Genomic DNA, 16,666 nt, shown 5'->3' with positions numbered 1-16,666 from the left:
AATAGTTTTCTTATTCTTATAACTAAAAAGCAACTATAATGACAATTACTAGCTACTTATTAATTTTAATGTTTTTACCCATTTTCAACTGCATCATTTGTATACTTTTATCTTCGAGCTTATTAAACTCAAACACAATTCCGTCTCCGTAAATATCTTCTTTATTTTTTACCAAATTTTTCATAGAAGTACCTAAATACGTATTGCCGCTGTTAAAAGTTATATTATTAGCAGGCAAACCTTTATACTGTAAAAAATAGCTGCTTTCATTGTTTAAAAAATTCACATAATTATTCTCAACTTTCGCAGAGTGAATATAATTACTAAAAACTAATGCTGTCTCAAAATTTTCAAAATAACTGCTATGCAAATGTAAATTATACACTTCACTAGAAAAATTAATTCCCACTGCACAGCCTTCAATAGAAATGTTACTCATATCGATTGCCGCAACCATACCTCCTTCAAAGCTGTAGCATACATCTGAATTTGTTGCGGTTAGCTTTGTGAATTTATTTAAAGCATGATACCCTTCAAATAAAAACCTTTTGCCTGCCCTTCCATTGTAATTAGAATTGATATTATATAATTCTAAATAAAAATTATTTTTAGAATGTAAAAGATTCTTTACATTGAAAGAAGATATATTTTCTATTTTTGATCCTTGATGATAATCTTGAATTTTCAAAGCATAACTATTTGTGTCTCCATTTTCACTTAGAATTTCAAAATTCCCTAAAATTATACCATTGGACATTCTAGAATCTACTTTAGAATCCCAATTATCACTTTGAAAAACCGTTATATCGTTCCTGATTAATAACGTAGCATTTGAAAAATCTAATTTGACATTTTTCATAGAATAATGAAAATGTTTAGGAATAATGATGGTTTTGTCTATATAATATCTGCCCGAGGGAACTATCAGATTTTGGCTAGTTTTTATGGCGTAATTGATAGCAGCTTGCATACTATCAGCATCATCTAGAGTATCATTTGGTATGGTTCCAAACCAGGATGAATAGAGATTTGTATCATAATTCCTTTTATAATAATAATTGTTTTTTTTAATATAAATAACACCATCTACTTTCCCTTCATTCATTATAGTACCATCTTCCCAATGGCGGACTAAATGGTATTTTATATTCTCGTTTGTGAAATCATTTAAAACTATGATAGATTGCGCATTAACAGCGATTTGGCTCAGAAATAAAAAAAAGAAAAGAATGTACTTATTTACCATTATTGAAAACTTTTAATGGTTTTAGCGAGTCCTTCTCTTGAAGAAACTGGTAAACTTTTAATTTCTAAAGCTTTCAGGATTTTTGAATTACAAACCACATAACTTTCTGTCAATTTTTTTAATCTCTCACTATTTAATGGCAACTTTAGTACGTCACCCATTTTTGCCATCCCTGAAATTAAATTAGCGTTTACTTTCCATAGTTTTTCGTTTTTACCAGAAACATTCGCAATAATTTTAACTAATTCGTTAGTCGATAAAGCCATATCATCAGCAAAATTATAAACTCCTGATGAAATACTTTTATTACTAATCGTCTTTAAAACTAAAAAATTAAGATTATCAATACTTAAAAAGGATCTCTTGTTTTCAAAAGACGCTAAAACCCAAGGAATTCCTTTTTCTACCACTTTATACAATAAATTTAAGTTTCCTTTATTGCCTGGTCCATGAACCATGCAAGGACGAATGATAAAAAGCCTTTTATTCGCAGGCAATTTTTGTGAAAGTAAATATTTCTCGGCCTCCAATTTGGATTTTCCGTACGGAGTTTTCGGATTAGAAATATGGTTTTCATCTAAAGCCCCCTCAATTGAATCTGCAGTTGCTTTTACACTACTAAAATAAACAAAATCTCGTACTTTAGAATTCAAAAATTGATCGAAAAGTTTTTTGGTCAAATCTGTATTTACATTGAAATATTCTTCCTCACAAGATGTATTTGTTGTATCATGTGCTTTTCCTGCAAGATGAATAATTACATCAGCCTTTTTGTCAAAAAACCAATTTTCAGTTCTTAATGATAGCCCTTGAACCTCGTTTCCATTTTCATTTAAAAACACTGACAGATTTTGACCCACAAATCCCGAAATTCCTGTTATAACTATTTTCATAAATATTATAAGTTCATTAAAGATTTCCAGTCTTCTTTTTCAGACTTTAAAAAAATATCTCCCAACCAACCTTCTATAGAGCAATTATAATACATGTTTTCTGGAATAGCTAAAACTGGACTAGTAAAAAACGTTTTATCTAAAACAATCTTATCCCTATCAATTACATAAAAAATATCTGGAGAATAAAAGGGGTATTTTTTTACTTCGCTATTTGTAGTGATCATTTTCTTACCAGATCCAATAGCCTCAAATGTACGCATAGTCAATCCTTTTTGACCAGGATGATTGATATCTAAAATAACATTAGACATCGTGTAAAGTTTTACAATTTCATCAGTACTAAGACTATTAAAACTTAATTTTTTATAATCAAATTCCTTGAAACTTTTATCAAATTTTTTTTTATACCAATATACAGCTTTGCTATGCATATAATAAAAGGTAAAAGCTGTAAGTTCATTTTTTGAACACCAATTTGAAACTTTGGTACTAATCAAATAACGATCTGAATGTGCTGTTCCTAAAAACAAAAGATCATATTTTTCTTTGCACACATCATTTTTTTTGATGTTTTTATATTTGTCTAAATAGAATAGCGGCCTAAAGCCGATATTATATTTTTCTGCATCCTCTAAATCAAAACTAAATCTTTTGTGAAAATACTTCAGTATTGTAGTAGGATGCGCATGGTTTGTAAAAGAATCCCAAGTGAAAAATATCAGTTCACAATTGGGTTGCTGCTGCTTAAACTTTTCAAGAAATTCTACCGTAATTACCTCTCCTCTGTTTACAAATAAAAAATCATAAGAAATATTCCCTGTCTCCTTTAAAATACCTTGATAGTAGTCATCAATTTTTTTTTGATAAAGGCTTCTTTTTAATCTAATTATTCCTTTGGTAAAATTATTATTAGAAGGTCTCTCATCATAATAAGTTACAATTGCACCATTTTCCTCCATTTTTTGTTTGATCTCTTTTTCAAGATTAAAAGTTTGAACGGAGAAAAATAATATTTTTTTACCTGAAATTTTATCTTTTAAATTCATTATTTATACAATCCTTTTGCTTTCATTTCATCAATCGACTTTTGATAATTATCTTTTTCGACCTCTTGTGTATTTACCCAATTAGTAAATTCTTTTAATCCATCTTCAAATGAAAATTTAGGTGTAAAACCTAACATACTGTTTATTTTAGTTAAATCGGCATAATTATGACGAATATCTCCCAAACGATAATTACCACTTACTGCTACTGGAACATTTACACCATAATTTTTGATTAAGTTGGTAGCGACACTTATTACATCAGTAGCGACACCAGTACCTACATTAAAAACTTCATTGTTTGCTTCTTCCTTTTCAATTCCTAAAATGGTAGCATCAACAACATCATTTATATATACAAAATCACGTGTTTCCTTACCATCTTCAAAAATATTGATGCCATTTCCATTTTTAATTTGTGTTGAAAAAATAGACAATATACCGGTATAAGGATTTTTTAATGATTGTCCTGGTCCATATACGTTTTGGTATCTAAAAGCAACTGGAGCTATTCCTATTGTAGGACAAACCGTCATGATCATTTGCTCCTGATTTTGCTTAGTAATTCCATATACTGATGACGGATGAATTTTAGAATCTTCATCGGTACCCACTAATTTTAAATGCTCTGAACCTTCAAATTTAACTTCAAAATCTCCTCCATCCATATAATCAGAAGTACGGTGCTTAGGATAAACACTTTCACCTCTTTCATTAATATATTTCCCTTCTCCGTATATTGAGCGTGAAGATGCTATTACTACTTTTTTGACTTGATGAGCTGCATTAGCTAATAAATCTAACATGATTGCCGTACCATTAACATTAACATCTACATATTTTTGTATTTCATACATCGATTGTCCAGTACCAGTCTCGGCAGCATAGTGCACTATTACATCCTGTCCTTTAATTGCTGCAAGCCAGTCTTGTTTGGAGGTTACTGTGCCTTTTATAAAGGTCACTTTATCTTTAATACTTCTATACAAAGGCGAGCTTTGTTCCGGATTATCTCCATGAATTTGAGGTGAAAGGTTATCAATAACCGTTACTTTATGTCCTTTATCTATCAATTTAAGCGCTAGATTACTGCCTATAAATCCTGCACCTCCCGTTATTAATATGTTTTTCATTTTTACTGTAGTTGTATTTTTTCCCATCTTTGGGCACTAAAATTAAATTTTTTAATTGGTTTAGCTGGCGAACCCACTGCTATCACGTATTTAGGAAGGTCTTTTGAAACGACTGAATTAGCCCCGACAATAGTCCCTTTACCTATTGTTACACCCGGCAACACCGAAACAGACTCGCCAAGCCAAACATTATCTTCAATGATTATTGGTTTAGATGACAATGGCCTGTCTATTGGTACACTATCAGGATTACTGTCTTTAATATCTCCTGAATAACTCCCGTGAGTACAATCCGATATAAAAATTTTACTAGCCATCAACACATTATCTCCGATGGTAACACCACTCATCGCAGTTATATGGACATAATCATTAAGCTGCACATTATTGCCGAACTTCAACACAATTTTCTCGCTTTCTGGAAATGCTTCAATTCTACATCCTACTCCTGTAGTTAATTGATGTCCAAAATCTATATTAGACTTATTTCTAACATCAAACGGTAAGCGAATCAGTCTTGATTTTCTATAAAACAATTTTGTATTTATATACGATATAATAAGTTTTATAAAGCCTTTAAAGCCATATCTCTTTAGCATATTATCTAATTTTTACAATCAATATTCTCCTGAAATATTTTAAAACGGAATAAAAAACTGCCACTGCATAAGTAAATAAGGAAATATAATTTTGTTGGTAGGCAAACGATAGATTTTTCAGTTCACCTTTCTCCATTTCTTTGAGATTGGCACTTAAACCACTAACACCAAAACCAACTTTTCCTTGTCCGTATAAAACCAATTGTTCGTTTAATAAAGCACATGTATAATTATCAGCAACTCTCATGAAGTAGTTTCCTTCTTCTGCATATTTTTGTGTTTCATCAAAAAAGCCCACTTTATCTAGTACTTCTTTTTTAAACATAACAGTTGAAGGTTGAAAATAGTTTTTAAAAATTAATTTTGACAATGATACCAATACAATTTTAGGCTCATCATTACTAGGTTTATTAATTAAGCCTCCAACAAAGCCAATTTCGGAATTTTGACAAAACACATCTAATTGCTTTTCGACTTTATCAATCAACCACTCATCATCAGAATCTAATAAAGCAATATATTCTCCTTGTGCCAAGGCTAGCCCTTTATTTCTGGCGGAAGAAACACCTCCATTATCTTTGTTCACTAGTTGGATATCAATTAGAGAATTATTATTCTTAATTATATCATCCACTAAAGCCGCTGAACCGTCTGTAGAACCGTCGTTGATAATAATAATCTCCATTGCACCGTGGTAGGTTTGTTTTATCACAGATTCTAGACATCTTATTATAGAGTCCTGGGCATTATACATAGGTATTATAACTGAAACCATACTCCTAATTTAAAATTTTTAACCAATGTTTTAATATGTTTTCATCTTGCCAATTAACACTATCAAGATAAGCTTGTGCTCCTAAGCGTTTGTGTAGGTCAGGTTTCCTAATTAATTCAATCAGCGCATTTTTTAATGCAATTTCATCATTTGGTCCAATCAAAAAACCATTTTTATCATTAATCATGTCTCTAGGTCCTGCAGGACAATCAAAACTAATGCAAGGCAATCCAAAAGAAATGGCTTCGAGTAATACCATTCCAAAGCCTTCTGACTTTGATGTCATTACAAACACGGATGCTGATTTATAAAACTGTGCGACATCAACGTTAGGTTTAAGGATAGCAACACTACTGTGTAACTTATTAACGTTAATGAAGTTTATGTAGTCTTCATGCAATTCTCCTTCTCCGACAATTTGTAGTTTCCACTCAGTAGATGGGATCGCATCTATTACTTGTTTCCATACTTTAAGCAATAGTAAATGTTGTTTGACATCTGTAAATCTTCCAATAGTAAGCACTGTATTTAACTCTAATGTTGATTTCTCATATTTTAAATCAGATCTAAAATGCGGGATGTATTGTGTAGGATAACCTAATTTTTTATAAATCTCAGTATCGGTCGTGGTGGGAACTACATAGACTTTAGCTTTAGCATATATCCAGTCCTTTATTTTCTTATATACTAAATTATATGCGTCTACTCCACCGTGCTCTGTAACAATAGTGTCAGTCCTGCGAAAACCTCTGGCCAAGTGAAACTCCATCGCATTAAGAGGATGGGCTATATAATAATTGTCAAATTTATTTTCTTTTAAAAAAGCATGAAGTGCAATCGCATTCTTTAGAGCTGATCTAGCTGCTGTAAATAACCGTTTAAAGCGACTATTCATGTCAAAATTCAATTCATTATTTAAACTCACTAGTATAATACGAGAGTCTAATGGATAAAATGAAATCGCAGGATCCTTTACTACTATTGTAATAATATGCGTTTCGCATAATTTGTTAGCAAGTGTACTTATTACACGTTCTATACCTCCTGACGGCTGTAAACTATTAAAATAAAAAAGAATAGATGTAGACATTAATTCAAAAAAATAAAATTATACTGATAATAATACATTTGAGTATAAGTGTAAATTTTATACAAGGCAATCATCGAAAAAAAACTTACAATCAGAAGTCTATTTGTTAATTTGGGATTTGCCAGAAGTAAATAACCTGCCAAAAATATTTCGAAAATTATAAAATAACTACTTAATCGAACACCAATATCTGGTGACAACAAATAGGTACTTACATATAAACCAAAACCAAATAAATAAGTATTAAAAAAGAAATATGCTTTATCATATTGCCAGATATTTTTACCAAACAACCATACAATACCAATAATCAATAATCGCTTAAAAACACCAACAACAAATAGCGACTTTAAATCAGGAGCATTTTCTTGTAACTCTAGATAAAACTTTGCCTTATATGCTAAATCAGGAGATAGCAACTCTACAATTGCAAATATTAGAAAAGACACCGTAAAAAAGAAAGATAGGGCAACAAATCCCTCTTTACGTGTTATCTTTCTAAAAGGAATAAAATATGCTATAAAAAAAACAATAGCGGTAACATGAAAGCTCATTGCAGCCAGCAAAGCTAAGACAAAACCATAAAAGTTTCGACTCACGCAAAAACGTACACTATAAACTAGTATAGAAATAGCTAGTGCCTGCCTGATGCCACTAAAATTGTAGTATAGAAAATAATCACTGTAGAATATTAGTAAAGCAATAACTATTAACCCAACGTTTCTTTTTAAGCTAGAATAATATAAACTTAAAGAGACTGTGTTCAAAAAAAGTACAAAAACATTAAAATGCCAACTATTTTTAGAGAAAAAATCATTAAAAAAACTATAACCAGGCTCAACTTCCCAATGTATATTTTTATTGGCATCATAATAAGCATTAAAATAAGCTAACCAATCAGTTCCTACTTTATCACGCAACGTGACAAATGCAATCATGATAACTGAAATTAAAATTCCATAAATAGCTGCTGAAACTTTATTTAATTCAATAGCCTCTAAATAAGCAAATACAATAAAAATTAAACAAATTAGAAAATAAATCATTGTTTAATTCTTAATATATCTTGAGTTATCTTGCAAGTTTTTTAAATGACAAACAGCATTGTTTATAGTATTACGTTCACAATATTGATCAAGTTCTAACATTGCTTCATTAATAGTAGGTAAATTAGTGATTTCTTCATATTTCCCAATTTTAAAAATTATTTTTAGCCTTCTAAGTGAACGAATCAAAAATTGTTGTGTGAAAAAACAAATATAATTAACATAAGTGAGCAGATACTCTCTCGTATACGAGCTGTTATTTATTTTAGAATCAGCAGTTAAATGAGTTTCCAAAAGGTTTTTAAGTGATTTATCGGCAATTAAAATTTTTGAGTAAAGAGCATATTTATTAAACATTTCGATTAAATCATTTCTCCCCATATCTTTTAAGGCTGCAAAACCAGAGTCGGCCCAGATTGTTTGTACACAATAAAAGCGCGGCACAAATTCACTCCAATGGTATTCTCCTCTATTTTTTAAATGAGGAATATCTTCAATTTTTTTTGAATTGGACTTATTTTGCCCTTCAATGATAGAAGTACTTACAGCACAAACCCCTGGTATTGTAATAGGATAATCAATATAAACCAAGTTATTAATCTTACAGGCCAAAGTTATTGCTGAATAAATATCTGGACTTAGTCCGTTTAAATAATGACCGGTTTCGTGTTTAATTTCATCAAAAAAAGATCTTTTAACTAATCCATGATATAACTTTGGAAATAAAAAATCAAGATAATTAGTGCAACCTCCTTTCATTAACTGCTGCAATGATTTTTCTAAATTGACATATTGTGCTTTACAATCAAAATTGGTAATAGTTAAAGTACTACCAGTCATCTTTGTAAAAACAGTATTGCTCGCACCTGTGTTTTCCCATCTGTAATTAGCACTTAAGCTTCCCACTACAGCGTCTATATTATTATCTTTAGCCCATTGCGTAATTGCTAAAAGCTCAGTAGTTATGCCATCATCATCCCCTATCATACATACATATTCTCCCTTTGCCAAGGCCAATGCTCTATTAAAATTTGCAATTGAGCTGGTAGGTGAGCTATCATAAACATAGTCAATATTTGGGTTATTTATACTTTGTATAAACTCCTTTACTTCTTCAGAATCACTATTATCAGCTATAGCAATTTGTATGTTATCTGACTGAATTGCAACTATCGATTTAATCGCTTCAATACAATACATTGTCCTATCTTTTGTGGCTATGACTATTGATAAAAGATACTTACTATTGTTTACAAGCATGATATTTAATTAAAGTTTGAAGATTTATATTTGTGAAATAGCAAAATATTTATAATAATGGTAGGCTGAAAAAAATTAAAGAAACAATAACATTTTGTTCAAATACATTCTAGATGAAATCTTATGTAAAAGCAAACACGTTCTATATAATCTTAACTATTTTCTATAATTTACTTGATAACCTTGCTTACCTTCAAACCATTTAGCGACTTCAAGAACAGTAGCTGTTAATGAATAGTTGTTATAATGGTAAATATATGTACCAACCGATCCTTTTTGAGGCTCAGGAGTATGACCACCACTTTCAAATTCACGTAAACTAATATTATTTCCACGTTTATTCATTATATCAACAAATTCTTTGGTAAGCGAAAATTTGACTGCCCAGTCATCCTTTGTTTGAAAAATTTTAAAAGGAACAGAATAATCAGAATTATTTTGATAAATCAAATAATCGAAAGGATCATATACTCCAACTTTGTCTTTTTCATATATGGCTTTATTTAATTCTACTTGATTATTAACGTTTTCCATACCGAAAAGCCTAATGATATTAGCTCTATTTTGCAAAGAATTAAATTCGCCTCCAGATAATGATAAAGTACCAGCATTATAACTCCATAGATTACGTTCAATACTAATCATAGGACAGATACCAGCTTGAGCGATAAAAGGAATTTCTGATAAATTGGCTAAGTTCATCCCTGTTAAGCCTCCATTTGAATTTCCAAAAAAATAACATCCGCTCCTGTCAATATTAAAGTTATCCATAACAAAATCATATCCAGCGATATAGGAACGCAGAGCAATAAAACTGCCCACAGTTCTACCACGATCAATTTTTAATTTACTTACTAAACCTTCCGGAATTCCACTCATATCTAAGACTGCATATCCTAAAGATGACATAAATTTACAATAATTATCATTTTCAGATTCAGAGAAATTGTCACTAACGTAACCTCCGCCACCATGTCCGTAAATAACAAGTTTTACTGGGTTACCTGAAGAACTATACCCTTTTGGTAAAATAATTAAACCCTTATCTATATAATCTTCTCCAATATCTCCCATAATATTTGGATTAGATGTGTTAACATTTACATCAAAGCGGTAAACTACTTCAGATTGTAAAGGAGAAAGAATTTCTTTAGGTAAATTAACCGGACTGTTTTCATCGCGAGTCGTACATGAGAAAATCAGTGCAAAAGCACACAATAATATTAAATTTTTCATTGCCTTATAATTTATAAATGTTTATCAAATATTTCGTTACGGTCCACAAATAGTCCTTGTTCAGATTGATATTCTGTCAAATCATTTTCATCAAAAAAACTACTCAATCTTGCTTCTTCATTAATACTAAATATACGTTGAACATTATTTGCAGCTACTTTAGCCGGGCTCCCAACAATAAATAAATTATACCCATCCTTAGAGAAATCTTTATTCACCAAACTATTTCTGGCTACTATTGAATAATCCGGTATCAAAGCATCTTTAACTATATAAGCGCCACTGTTAATCCAACAATTACTTCCAATAAAGACAGGACCATTATTGTTTTTAATAACACCTGTTGTTATGTTTTTAACGTAATGTATGTTAGAGTCAAAAACGACACAACCAAAAGTTATTCTAGTGTTTGCTCCTATAAATATTTCATTTGTTGCTTTTATCAAAGTACCGCCTCCTATGGTACAGCAAGAGCCTATATTGAGCAAACCACCATTTATCGATAGAGAAACACCTCCACTTACTATCGCAGGACCATTAAAAATTAATTTTCCTGTATTCAAGTATTGGTTTGGTAAAAAAGAAATTGGTGCAAGATCGAATTCTCGATAACCTATTTTGATCATTCCCCGTGTTACCTTAGAATTAATTTTTACTTGGCCTTTCAAAATATGAATGTGGAATTTTCCATATATAAAAAATGGAAACCTAACTGCTACGCTGAAAGGCTGTGTAGCAAAATTAAAATAGATAGTCTTACTTAAATTTAACCTTATCAATAACTTAATAGTCCTTACACATGGTCGAAGAATATTTTTAATCAGATCAATCATTTTTATTAAATTTTGACGTTATAACACCTATAACATTTATATTCATTACTCTATTTGTATTATAAACTGAATATAATAAACTTACAATGAATAATAGACTACCTGAAGCATAACGTGTAAAAATGTTAGAAAAATCTTTTACAAAAAAAGCTAGAATACATAATCCAATCGTTATAAATAACATTACAATTAATTCTGGTTTAAAAGTTATTTTATATAACTTGAACATTATTATTGCCATCAATACAATATGAATAATAGCCATAATAATTGCAGCTATTCCTAAACCAATTAGACCAAAATATTTAAAACTTAAAATATTCAAAATAATCCCTAGTAATCTAGAAAAAGTTACAGAATAGACAAAAACATTTGACCTCTGCTTAGCCAGTAAAACCATACCCATAGAATTTGAACACACTAAAATTAATGTTCCAAAAATAGCGTAACTTATATAATCTATAGAAACTAGAAAATTTTCTGTATAAAGTATTTTAATCATCAAAGGTAAAACGAACATAAACAAAACGACAAGTGGTCCAACTAATATCAGACCAACTTCTGACTGCTTATTGACCTCTTCAGCTAACCTTCTATCATCATTGCTTATCGCTGATATTCTCGGATAATAATCTGTAGACATCGCATTTATTATTATACCAAAATAGCTAGATATAATTGTAGAGCCCGCAACGAAAAAGCCCACCATTTGTAAACTAGAATTATTACTTATATATATTCGAATAATATAGTCAGTAATAAATCCCAAAAAAGAAACATACATTAAAGCAACTCCCATTTTTATCATACCACTAGCTTCCCTGAAAGACTTCTTAAAAGATAATTCAACAGCGGTATATTTAATCTTTCGCACATAAAACCAAGAGAAAAACAAAGTTGAAAGGGCTGTAGTAATAAGTGAAGGTAACACACCTTCATATCCTAAAAAATAATAAAACGGTACTCCTGAAATTAACCCAACAAGTGATCCTAGTAAGCTTGCTTTTGCCAGTGCTCTTAGTTCACGCATTCCTTTTAGAACAGCTAATTTCCCTTCACTTAACACATTTAAGAAGACAACTATTGATAGCCAGCAAAATGGAATAACATAATCTTCATTGCCAAACGTCCATTTACTTAATAATTTAGACATAAATAAAGTGACAACTGCACCAAATAGAGCTGTAAACCAAATTATTTTTGTCGTTATTTCTATAGTTCTAGACAAACGCACCCCGTCAGACTCACTATTGGCTTCAGAAATGTCTCGAACCGCACTTTGTGAAATACCCAAGCCTGATGCTGATGCAATTAAGTTTATAGTAGACTGATATAGACTAATTACTCCTAATCCCTCCGCTCCTAAAAAAATAGCAACAGCTTTATTAATGCCGACTTTTGAGATAATATTTAGGACCTGAACAAAACCGAAAAGAAATGTAGATTTAAATATTTCTTTATATGTACCCGAATCATTTGACATTTAATCGTACTTTAAAAACATAATTAACTTATTAAACTAAACTCGCACAAAATTTAATTTCAAAAAAAACTTTTATAATACCCATGACCTTTTCTTGAAAAAAAATTATTAACAAAAGGTCATTTCTTGAAAATTATTTTAAAAAAAATGTCAGTACTCTCCATCAAAAAAGGAGGGTTTTTCCAGAAACAAATTAATTAATGTTAATAACTAAAATTTTGTAATCTCCACTTTTTTTTATCGATAAGCTTTATGAAGTGGCGAAAAATTTCGGCTATTCTTCCAAAATGATAAATTTTCTAAACTTCAATAATGATTATAATATGAAAAGCGCTTAATTAAAAGATTCTTCCGTCGTACTTAAGAACATCTACATAATCGCTAAAATTATAAATCATAAAATTAATTTCATCATTCTTAATATAACTATCTTTTCTATTCTTTATCAGCCTCCAATCAAATTTAGTGTAAAAATTTATTAGCTCTTTTTTACATAGTAGAATTGCAGGCACATTTTGGGCTTTAATATACTCTTGAACTTCTATCATTAAAATTCTACCATATCCTTTTCCTTTCTCCACCGCACAGACATTACCTAATCCAATGAATGTACTTTCCTTAGAATTAACCTGTACTTGTACTTGTACTAAATTCATGTATGCTACAACATTCCCATTCTCAAACATCAAAACATGGATATCATTAGGCAATATGTTACTTTTTATCCATTCTAACTGATCTTCAATTGGATAATTCCACTGTGACTGTTTAATTGTCGCTATTTCTACTAAATCATCACTTGAAACATTTGCATTTTTAACAAACTTAAATTCCATAATTTACTTATTATTAAACCACCAACCACATGGTATGGCTACAAAATACTTCATAAACGCTTCTACTCCTTTTAAATGAATTTTATTATTAAATACAGAGTAGACATTATTATTAATATGTACACCCGTGGCATACAGACCACTTTGCTTAAAATCTTTTATAGCTTCGATTTTATTCTTGCATAAAGTACCATATACCCAATAATTAGGGATAGATTCTGATGTTATAACTAATGAATGCATAGAATCTGTATTTTCAAATTTTTTATTCCATACCAAGGCATTATCATGTTGTATACCCAGAAGTTTTTCTATATCCTCCATTTGTCGAATTCCAATATAAGAATTCAATTCACTTATTAATCCAGCAAAACCTTCTATCTTAATATCACATTTTGGATTAATTTCACCATTTGAAGTTCTAAAAATCGTCCTATCAATACCATAATCCCGAATTAACAATGCTTTTTCATAAAGCGTTTTATCCTTAAAAACTATAGCTCCTCCATCAATAGTATTTGGTAATCTAACTGTTTGAAAAGAAAATACAGTTATATCGGTACCTACATTCCCAAGCCTTTTTCCTTTATACCTAGATGCAAAAGCCTCAATTCCATCATCTATTACAGGAATTCCAAATTCTTTGCCTATAGCATTAATTTCATCTATATTACCCAAATAACCACAAAAGTGATTATGAAAAATAGCTTTTGTATTTTTAGTTATTTTAGACCTTACGTAGTCTGGACACATAGTTCCCGTTAATGCGTTTACATCTGCCCAAACCACCCTTAATCCCTTTACGGCAAATGGTTGGTTAGAAGCTAAACAGCTCACTGGACTAGCGATAACCTCATCACCTAACTGTAAACCTAATGTTGACAGTACAATTTGCATTCCAACATTATAAGAACTAACAGAAAGTATAAATTCACAACCAACAAAACTCTTTAATTTACTTTCAAAATTTCTCCCGTAGTTTCCGTAACCTAATTGTCCAGAATAAAGGATTTCAGTTACAACATCACCAATTTTTTCAGGCATGTAAGGCTTATAAATAGGAATCATTACCAGCCTTTTTTTATTAAATCAATCATTTTTTCTCTATCTTCATTTGTTACCCACCATCCACAAGGAATATGAACCATCTTACTATAAAACAAATCTAAATTTGGTAATTCTGACGGATAATCATTTAAAAAACTATGTAAGTCATTTCTCTTGTGAAGTTCAGAAGCCATAATACCATTATCAGCCATCATTTTTATAAAACCTTCTCGATTTTCCACCTTCATGGTATACAACCAATAAGAAGGCTCCGAATCTTGATAATACTCTATTAACTCAACCCCATTGACATCCTTTAATTTTTCATCAAAATACTTGCCATTGTCGATATAACTTTGTACAACACTCTCTATATTTTCCAATTGAACCAACCCAATTGTGGCATTCACATTGTTCATATGATATTTATAGCCTTGAAAGCTGATGTTATTATCCATACGAGTTAACTTCTTATCAAGACCAAACCATCTTATTACTTTACCCTTTTCGTATAGCTCACTATCCAATATTTGCAAAGCTCCTCCATCAATTGTAGTCAGATGCTTGATTGCCTGAAAAGAATATACTGTGAAAGGAAAATGGTTACCAGCCTTTTTACCTTTGTACTTAGCACCTAGAGCATGAGCAGCATCCTCAATAACAGGTATCTTATATTTTTCAGATAATGCCTTAATTCCTTTTACATCTACTGGAATTCCGGCATAATCTACCACTATAATAGCTTTTGTTTTTGCATTAATCACCTTCTCAATAGTAGTCACTGAAATATTACCCGTCTTATAATCTACATCTGCCCATCTAATTTTTGCACCGACCATTTTAATTGCAACATTAGTTGGCTCGGCTGTCAAGGCTGTACTTATAACCTCATCACCTTCCTTAACACCCGCAAGAATCAAAGCAATATGTAGAGCAGCGGTTCCTGAATTTAATGACAAAGTATGACCTCCTCCAATATAACCCTCAAATTTCCGCTCAAATAACTCAACTGCTTCTCCTTGTGCAACGTAACCGCTATAAAGTACTTCTTCAAGCCTTGGCATCAAAATTTTACGATCAGGTATACTCGTTTTTATTAATGGTAACATAACTTATTGTTTATTATGAGAAGCTAATTCTTCTACTACATAGTCTAAGGTCAGCAACAACTCTTTTAATTCAGGTACACTTAATCTATGAGTATTATCTGAATTATACTCATCACTAAGTAATTTTGGTCCATCTTCTTGAACATACTTCGTATAATTTAAGTCCCTAAAGTCAGCTGGAACTCTATAAAAATCTCCTAAATCATCCGCTTTAGACATTTCCTCTTTAGAACATAAGGACTCATACATTTTCTCAGCATGACGTTCCCCAATTATTGTAATCTCATTATCAGCATTAAAAAGTTCTTTCAAAGCTTGTGCAAGGTCTGCAATGGTAGACCCAGGTGATTTTTGAACAAAAATATCTCCAGGATTACCATGTATAAAAGCATACATCACGAGCGTTACTGAGTCATCTAATGACATCATAAAACGAGTCATCTTTGGATTCGTAATCGTTAAAGGCTTACCTTCTTTTATCTGCTTAATAAACAAAGGAATAATTGATCCCCTAGAACACATTACATTACCATAACGAGTTGCGGTATATATAGCGTTTGCATTTCTTACTCTTGTATCTCTGGCTTTCGAAACTGCTAATTTTTCCATAAAAGCTTTAGATATTCCCATCGCGTTAATAGGATAAACAGCTTTATCTGTACTCAAAACTACAACTCGCTCTACATTATTTCTGGCGGCTGCTTCTAATACATTCTCCGCACCTAAAATGTTCGTCTGAACTGCCTGCATAGGATAAAACTCGCATGACGGCACTTGCTTCAAAGCTGCAGCATGAAATACAAAATTAGCACCATTCATCGCATTATCGATGCTGTTAAAATCACGAACATCTCCAATTATAAAATTTAATTTATCATTTTTATATTGAATACGCATGTCTTCTTGCTTTTTTTCATCTCTTGAAAAAATACGAATCTCTTTTAGATCAGAATTTAAAAAGCCTTTTAACATGGCATTACCAAAAGAACCAGTTCCTCCAGTTATTAATAATACTTTGTCTTTAAACATTT

At 30.9% G+C, this 16,666-nt stretch carries 16 protein-coding genes; all 16 read right to left on the bottom strand.

What is annotated here, in order from left to right; translation table 11 throughout:
- Nucleotides 1-52: 52 nt before the first annotated feature.
- The 16 genes from BLV35_RS14295 to BLV35_RS14220 all read right to left on the bottom strand — a co-directional run bounded on the left by BLV35_RS14295 (nt 53) and on the right by BLV35_RS14220 (nt 16,664).
- Nucleotides 53-1,246 carry a hypothetical protein gene (locus BLV35_RS14295; protein ID WP_091091733.1) on the bottom strand — a complete coding sequence of 398 codons (1,194 nt, stop codon included), beginning with the start codon at nt 1,244-1,246 and terminating at the stop codon, nt 53-55.
- Nucleotides 1,246-2,139, bottom strand: coding sequence for an NAD-dependent epimerase/dehydratase family protein (locus BLV35_RS14290; protein ID WP_091091728.1), 894 nt, complete (start codon nt 2,137-2,139; stop codon nt 1,246-1,248). Before BLV35_RS14290 ends, BLV35_RS14295 begins: the two co-directional genes overlap by 1 nt.
- Before the next feature lie 5 nt (nt 2,140-2,144).
- Nucleotides 2,145-3,188 carry a WaaS/CpsH family glycosyltransferase gene (locus tag BLV35_RS14285; protein ID WP_091091724.1) on the bottom strand — a complete coding sequence of 348 codons (1,044 nt, stop codon included), beginning with the start codon at nt 3,186-3,188 and terminating at the stop codon, nt 2,145-2,147.
- The gene (locus BLV35_RS14280) at nt 3,188-4,321 is read right to left on the bottom strand and encodes an NAD-dependent epimerase/dehydratase family protein (protein WP_091091817.1); all 1,134 of its coding nucleotides are present in this window, start codon (nt 4,319-4,321) and stop codon (nt 3,188-3,190) included. The genes BLV35_RS14285 and BLV35_RS14280 overlap by 1 nt, the downstream gene beginning before the upstream one ends.
- Before the next feature lie 2 nt (nt 4,322-4,323).
- A complete protein-coding gene (locus tag BLV35_RS14275; RefSeq protein ID WP_091091720.1) occupies nt 4,324-4,920 on the bottom strand; it encodes a DapH/DapD/GlmU-related protein in 597 nt (198 codons plus the stop codon).
- Nucleotide 4,921: 1 nt separating this feature from the next.
- Nucleotides 4,922-5,695, bottom strand: a complete 774-nt coding sequence (locus tag BLV35_RS14270; RefSeq protein WP_091091717.1) for a glycosyltransferase family 2 protein — start codon at nt 5,693-5,695, stop codon at nt 4,922-4,924.
- Nucleotides 5,696-5,699: 4 nt separating this feature from the next.
- Nucleotides 5,700-6,785: a glycosyltransferase gene (locus tag BLV35_RS14265; protein ID WP_091091714.1), complete on the bottom strand. Its 1,086-nt coding sequence runs from the start codon at nt 6,783-6,785 to the stop codon at nt 5,700-5,702.
- Entirely contained in the window at nt 6,785-7,831 is a 1,047-nt protein-coding gene (locus BLV35_RS14260; protein WP_091091710.1) for an EpsG family protein, read from the bottom strand. The genes BLV35_RS14265 and BLV35_RS14260 overlap by 1 nt, the downstream gene beginning before the upstream one ends.
- A 3-nt stretch (nt 7,832-7,834) precedes the next feature.
- On the bottom strand, nt 7,835-9,091 hold the full coding sequence (locus BLV35_RS14255; protein WP_091091704.1) for a glycosyltransferase family 2 protein: 1,257 nt from the start codon (nt 9,089-9,091) through the stop codon (nt 7,835-7,837).
- Nucleotides 9,092-9,247: 156 nt separating this feature from the next.
- Nucleotides 9,248-10,327 carry an alpha/beta hydrolase family protein gene (locus tag BLV35_RS14250; RefSeq protein ID WP_091091701.1) on the bottom strand — a complete coding sequence of 360 codons (1,080 nt, stop codon included), beginning with the start codon at nt 10,325-10,327 and terminating at the stop codon, nt 9,248-9,250.
- An 11-nt stretch (nt 10,328-10,338) separates the two neighbouring features.
- Nucleotides 10,339-11,160, bottom strand: coding sequence for an LbetaH domain-containing protein (locus BLV35_RS14245; RefSeq protein WP_091091697.1), 822 nt, complete (start codon nt 11,158-11,160; stop codon nt 10,339-10,341).
- Nucleotides 11,153-12,643, bottom strand: coding sequence for an O-antigen translocase (locus BLV35_RS14240; RefSeq protein WP_091091693.1), 1,491 nt, complete (start codon nt 12,641-12,643; stop codon nt 11,153-11,155). Before BLV35_RS14240 ends, BLV35_RS14245 begins: the two co-directional genes overlap by 8 nt.
- 338 nt (nt 12,644-12,981) lie before the next feature.
- Nucleotides 12,982-13,479, bottom strand: coding sequence for a GNAT family N-acetyltransferase (locus tag BLV35_RS14235; RefSeq protein WP_091091689.1), 498 nt, complete (start codon nt 13,477-13,479; stop codon nt 12,982-12,984).
- A 3-nt stretch (nt 13,480-13,482) separates the two neighbouring features.
- A complete protein-coding gene (locus BLV35_RS14230) occupies nt 13,483-14,547 on the bottom strand; it encodes a DegT/DnrJ/EryC1/StrS family aminotransferase (RefSeq protein ID WP_091091685.1) in 1,065 nt (354 codons plus the stop codon).
- On the bottom strand, nt 14,547-15,590 hold the full coding sequence (locus BLV35_RS14225; protein WP_245712065.1) for a DegT/DnrJ/EryC1/StrS family aminotransferase: 1,044 nt from the start codon (nt 15,588-15,590) through the stop codon (nt 14,547-14,549). The genes BLV35_RS14230 and BLV35_RS14225 overlap by 1 nt, the downstream gene beginning before the upstream one ends.
- Before the next feature lie 48 nt (nt 15,591-15,638).
- Nucleotides 15,639-16,664, bottom strand: a complete 1,026-nt coding sequence (locus BLV35_RS14220; RefSeq protein ID WP_091091678.1) for a polysaccharide biosynthesis protein — start codon at nt 16,662-16,664, stop codon at nt 15,639-15,641.
- Nucleotides 16,665-16,666 lie beyond the last annotated feature (2 nt).

This window comes from Flavobacterium gillisiae (genome assembly GCF_900107635.1).
GTDB lineage: Bacteria > Bacteroidota > Bacteroidia > Flavobacteriales > Flavobacteriaceae > Flavobacterium > Flavobacterium gillisiae.
Note: the sequence above shows the minus strand (reverse complement) of the source record. Positions and strands in the feature narration are given on the sequence as shown.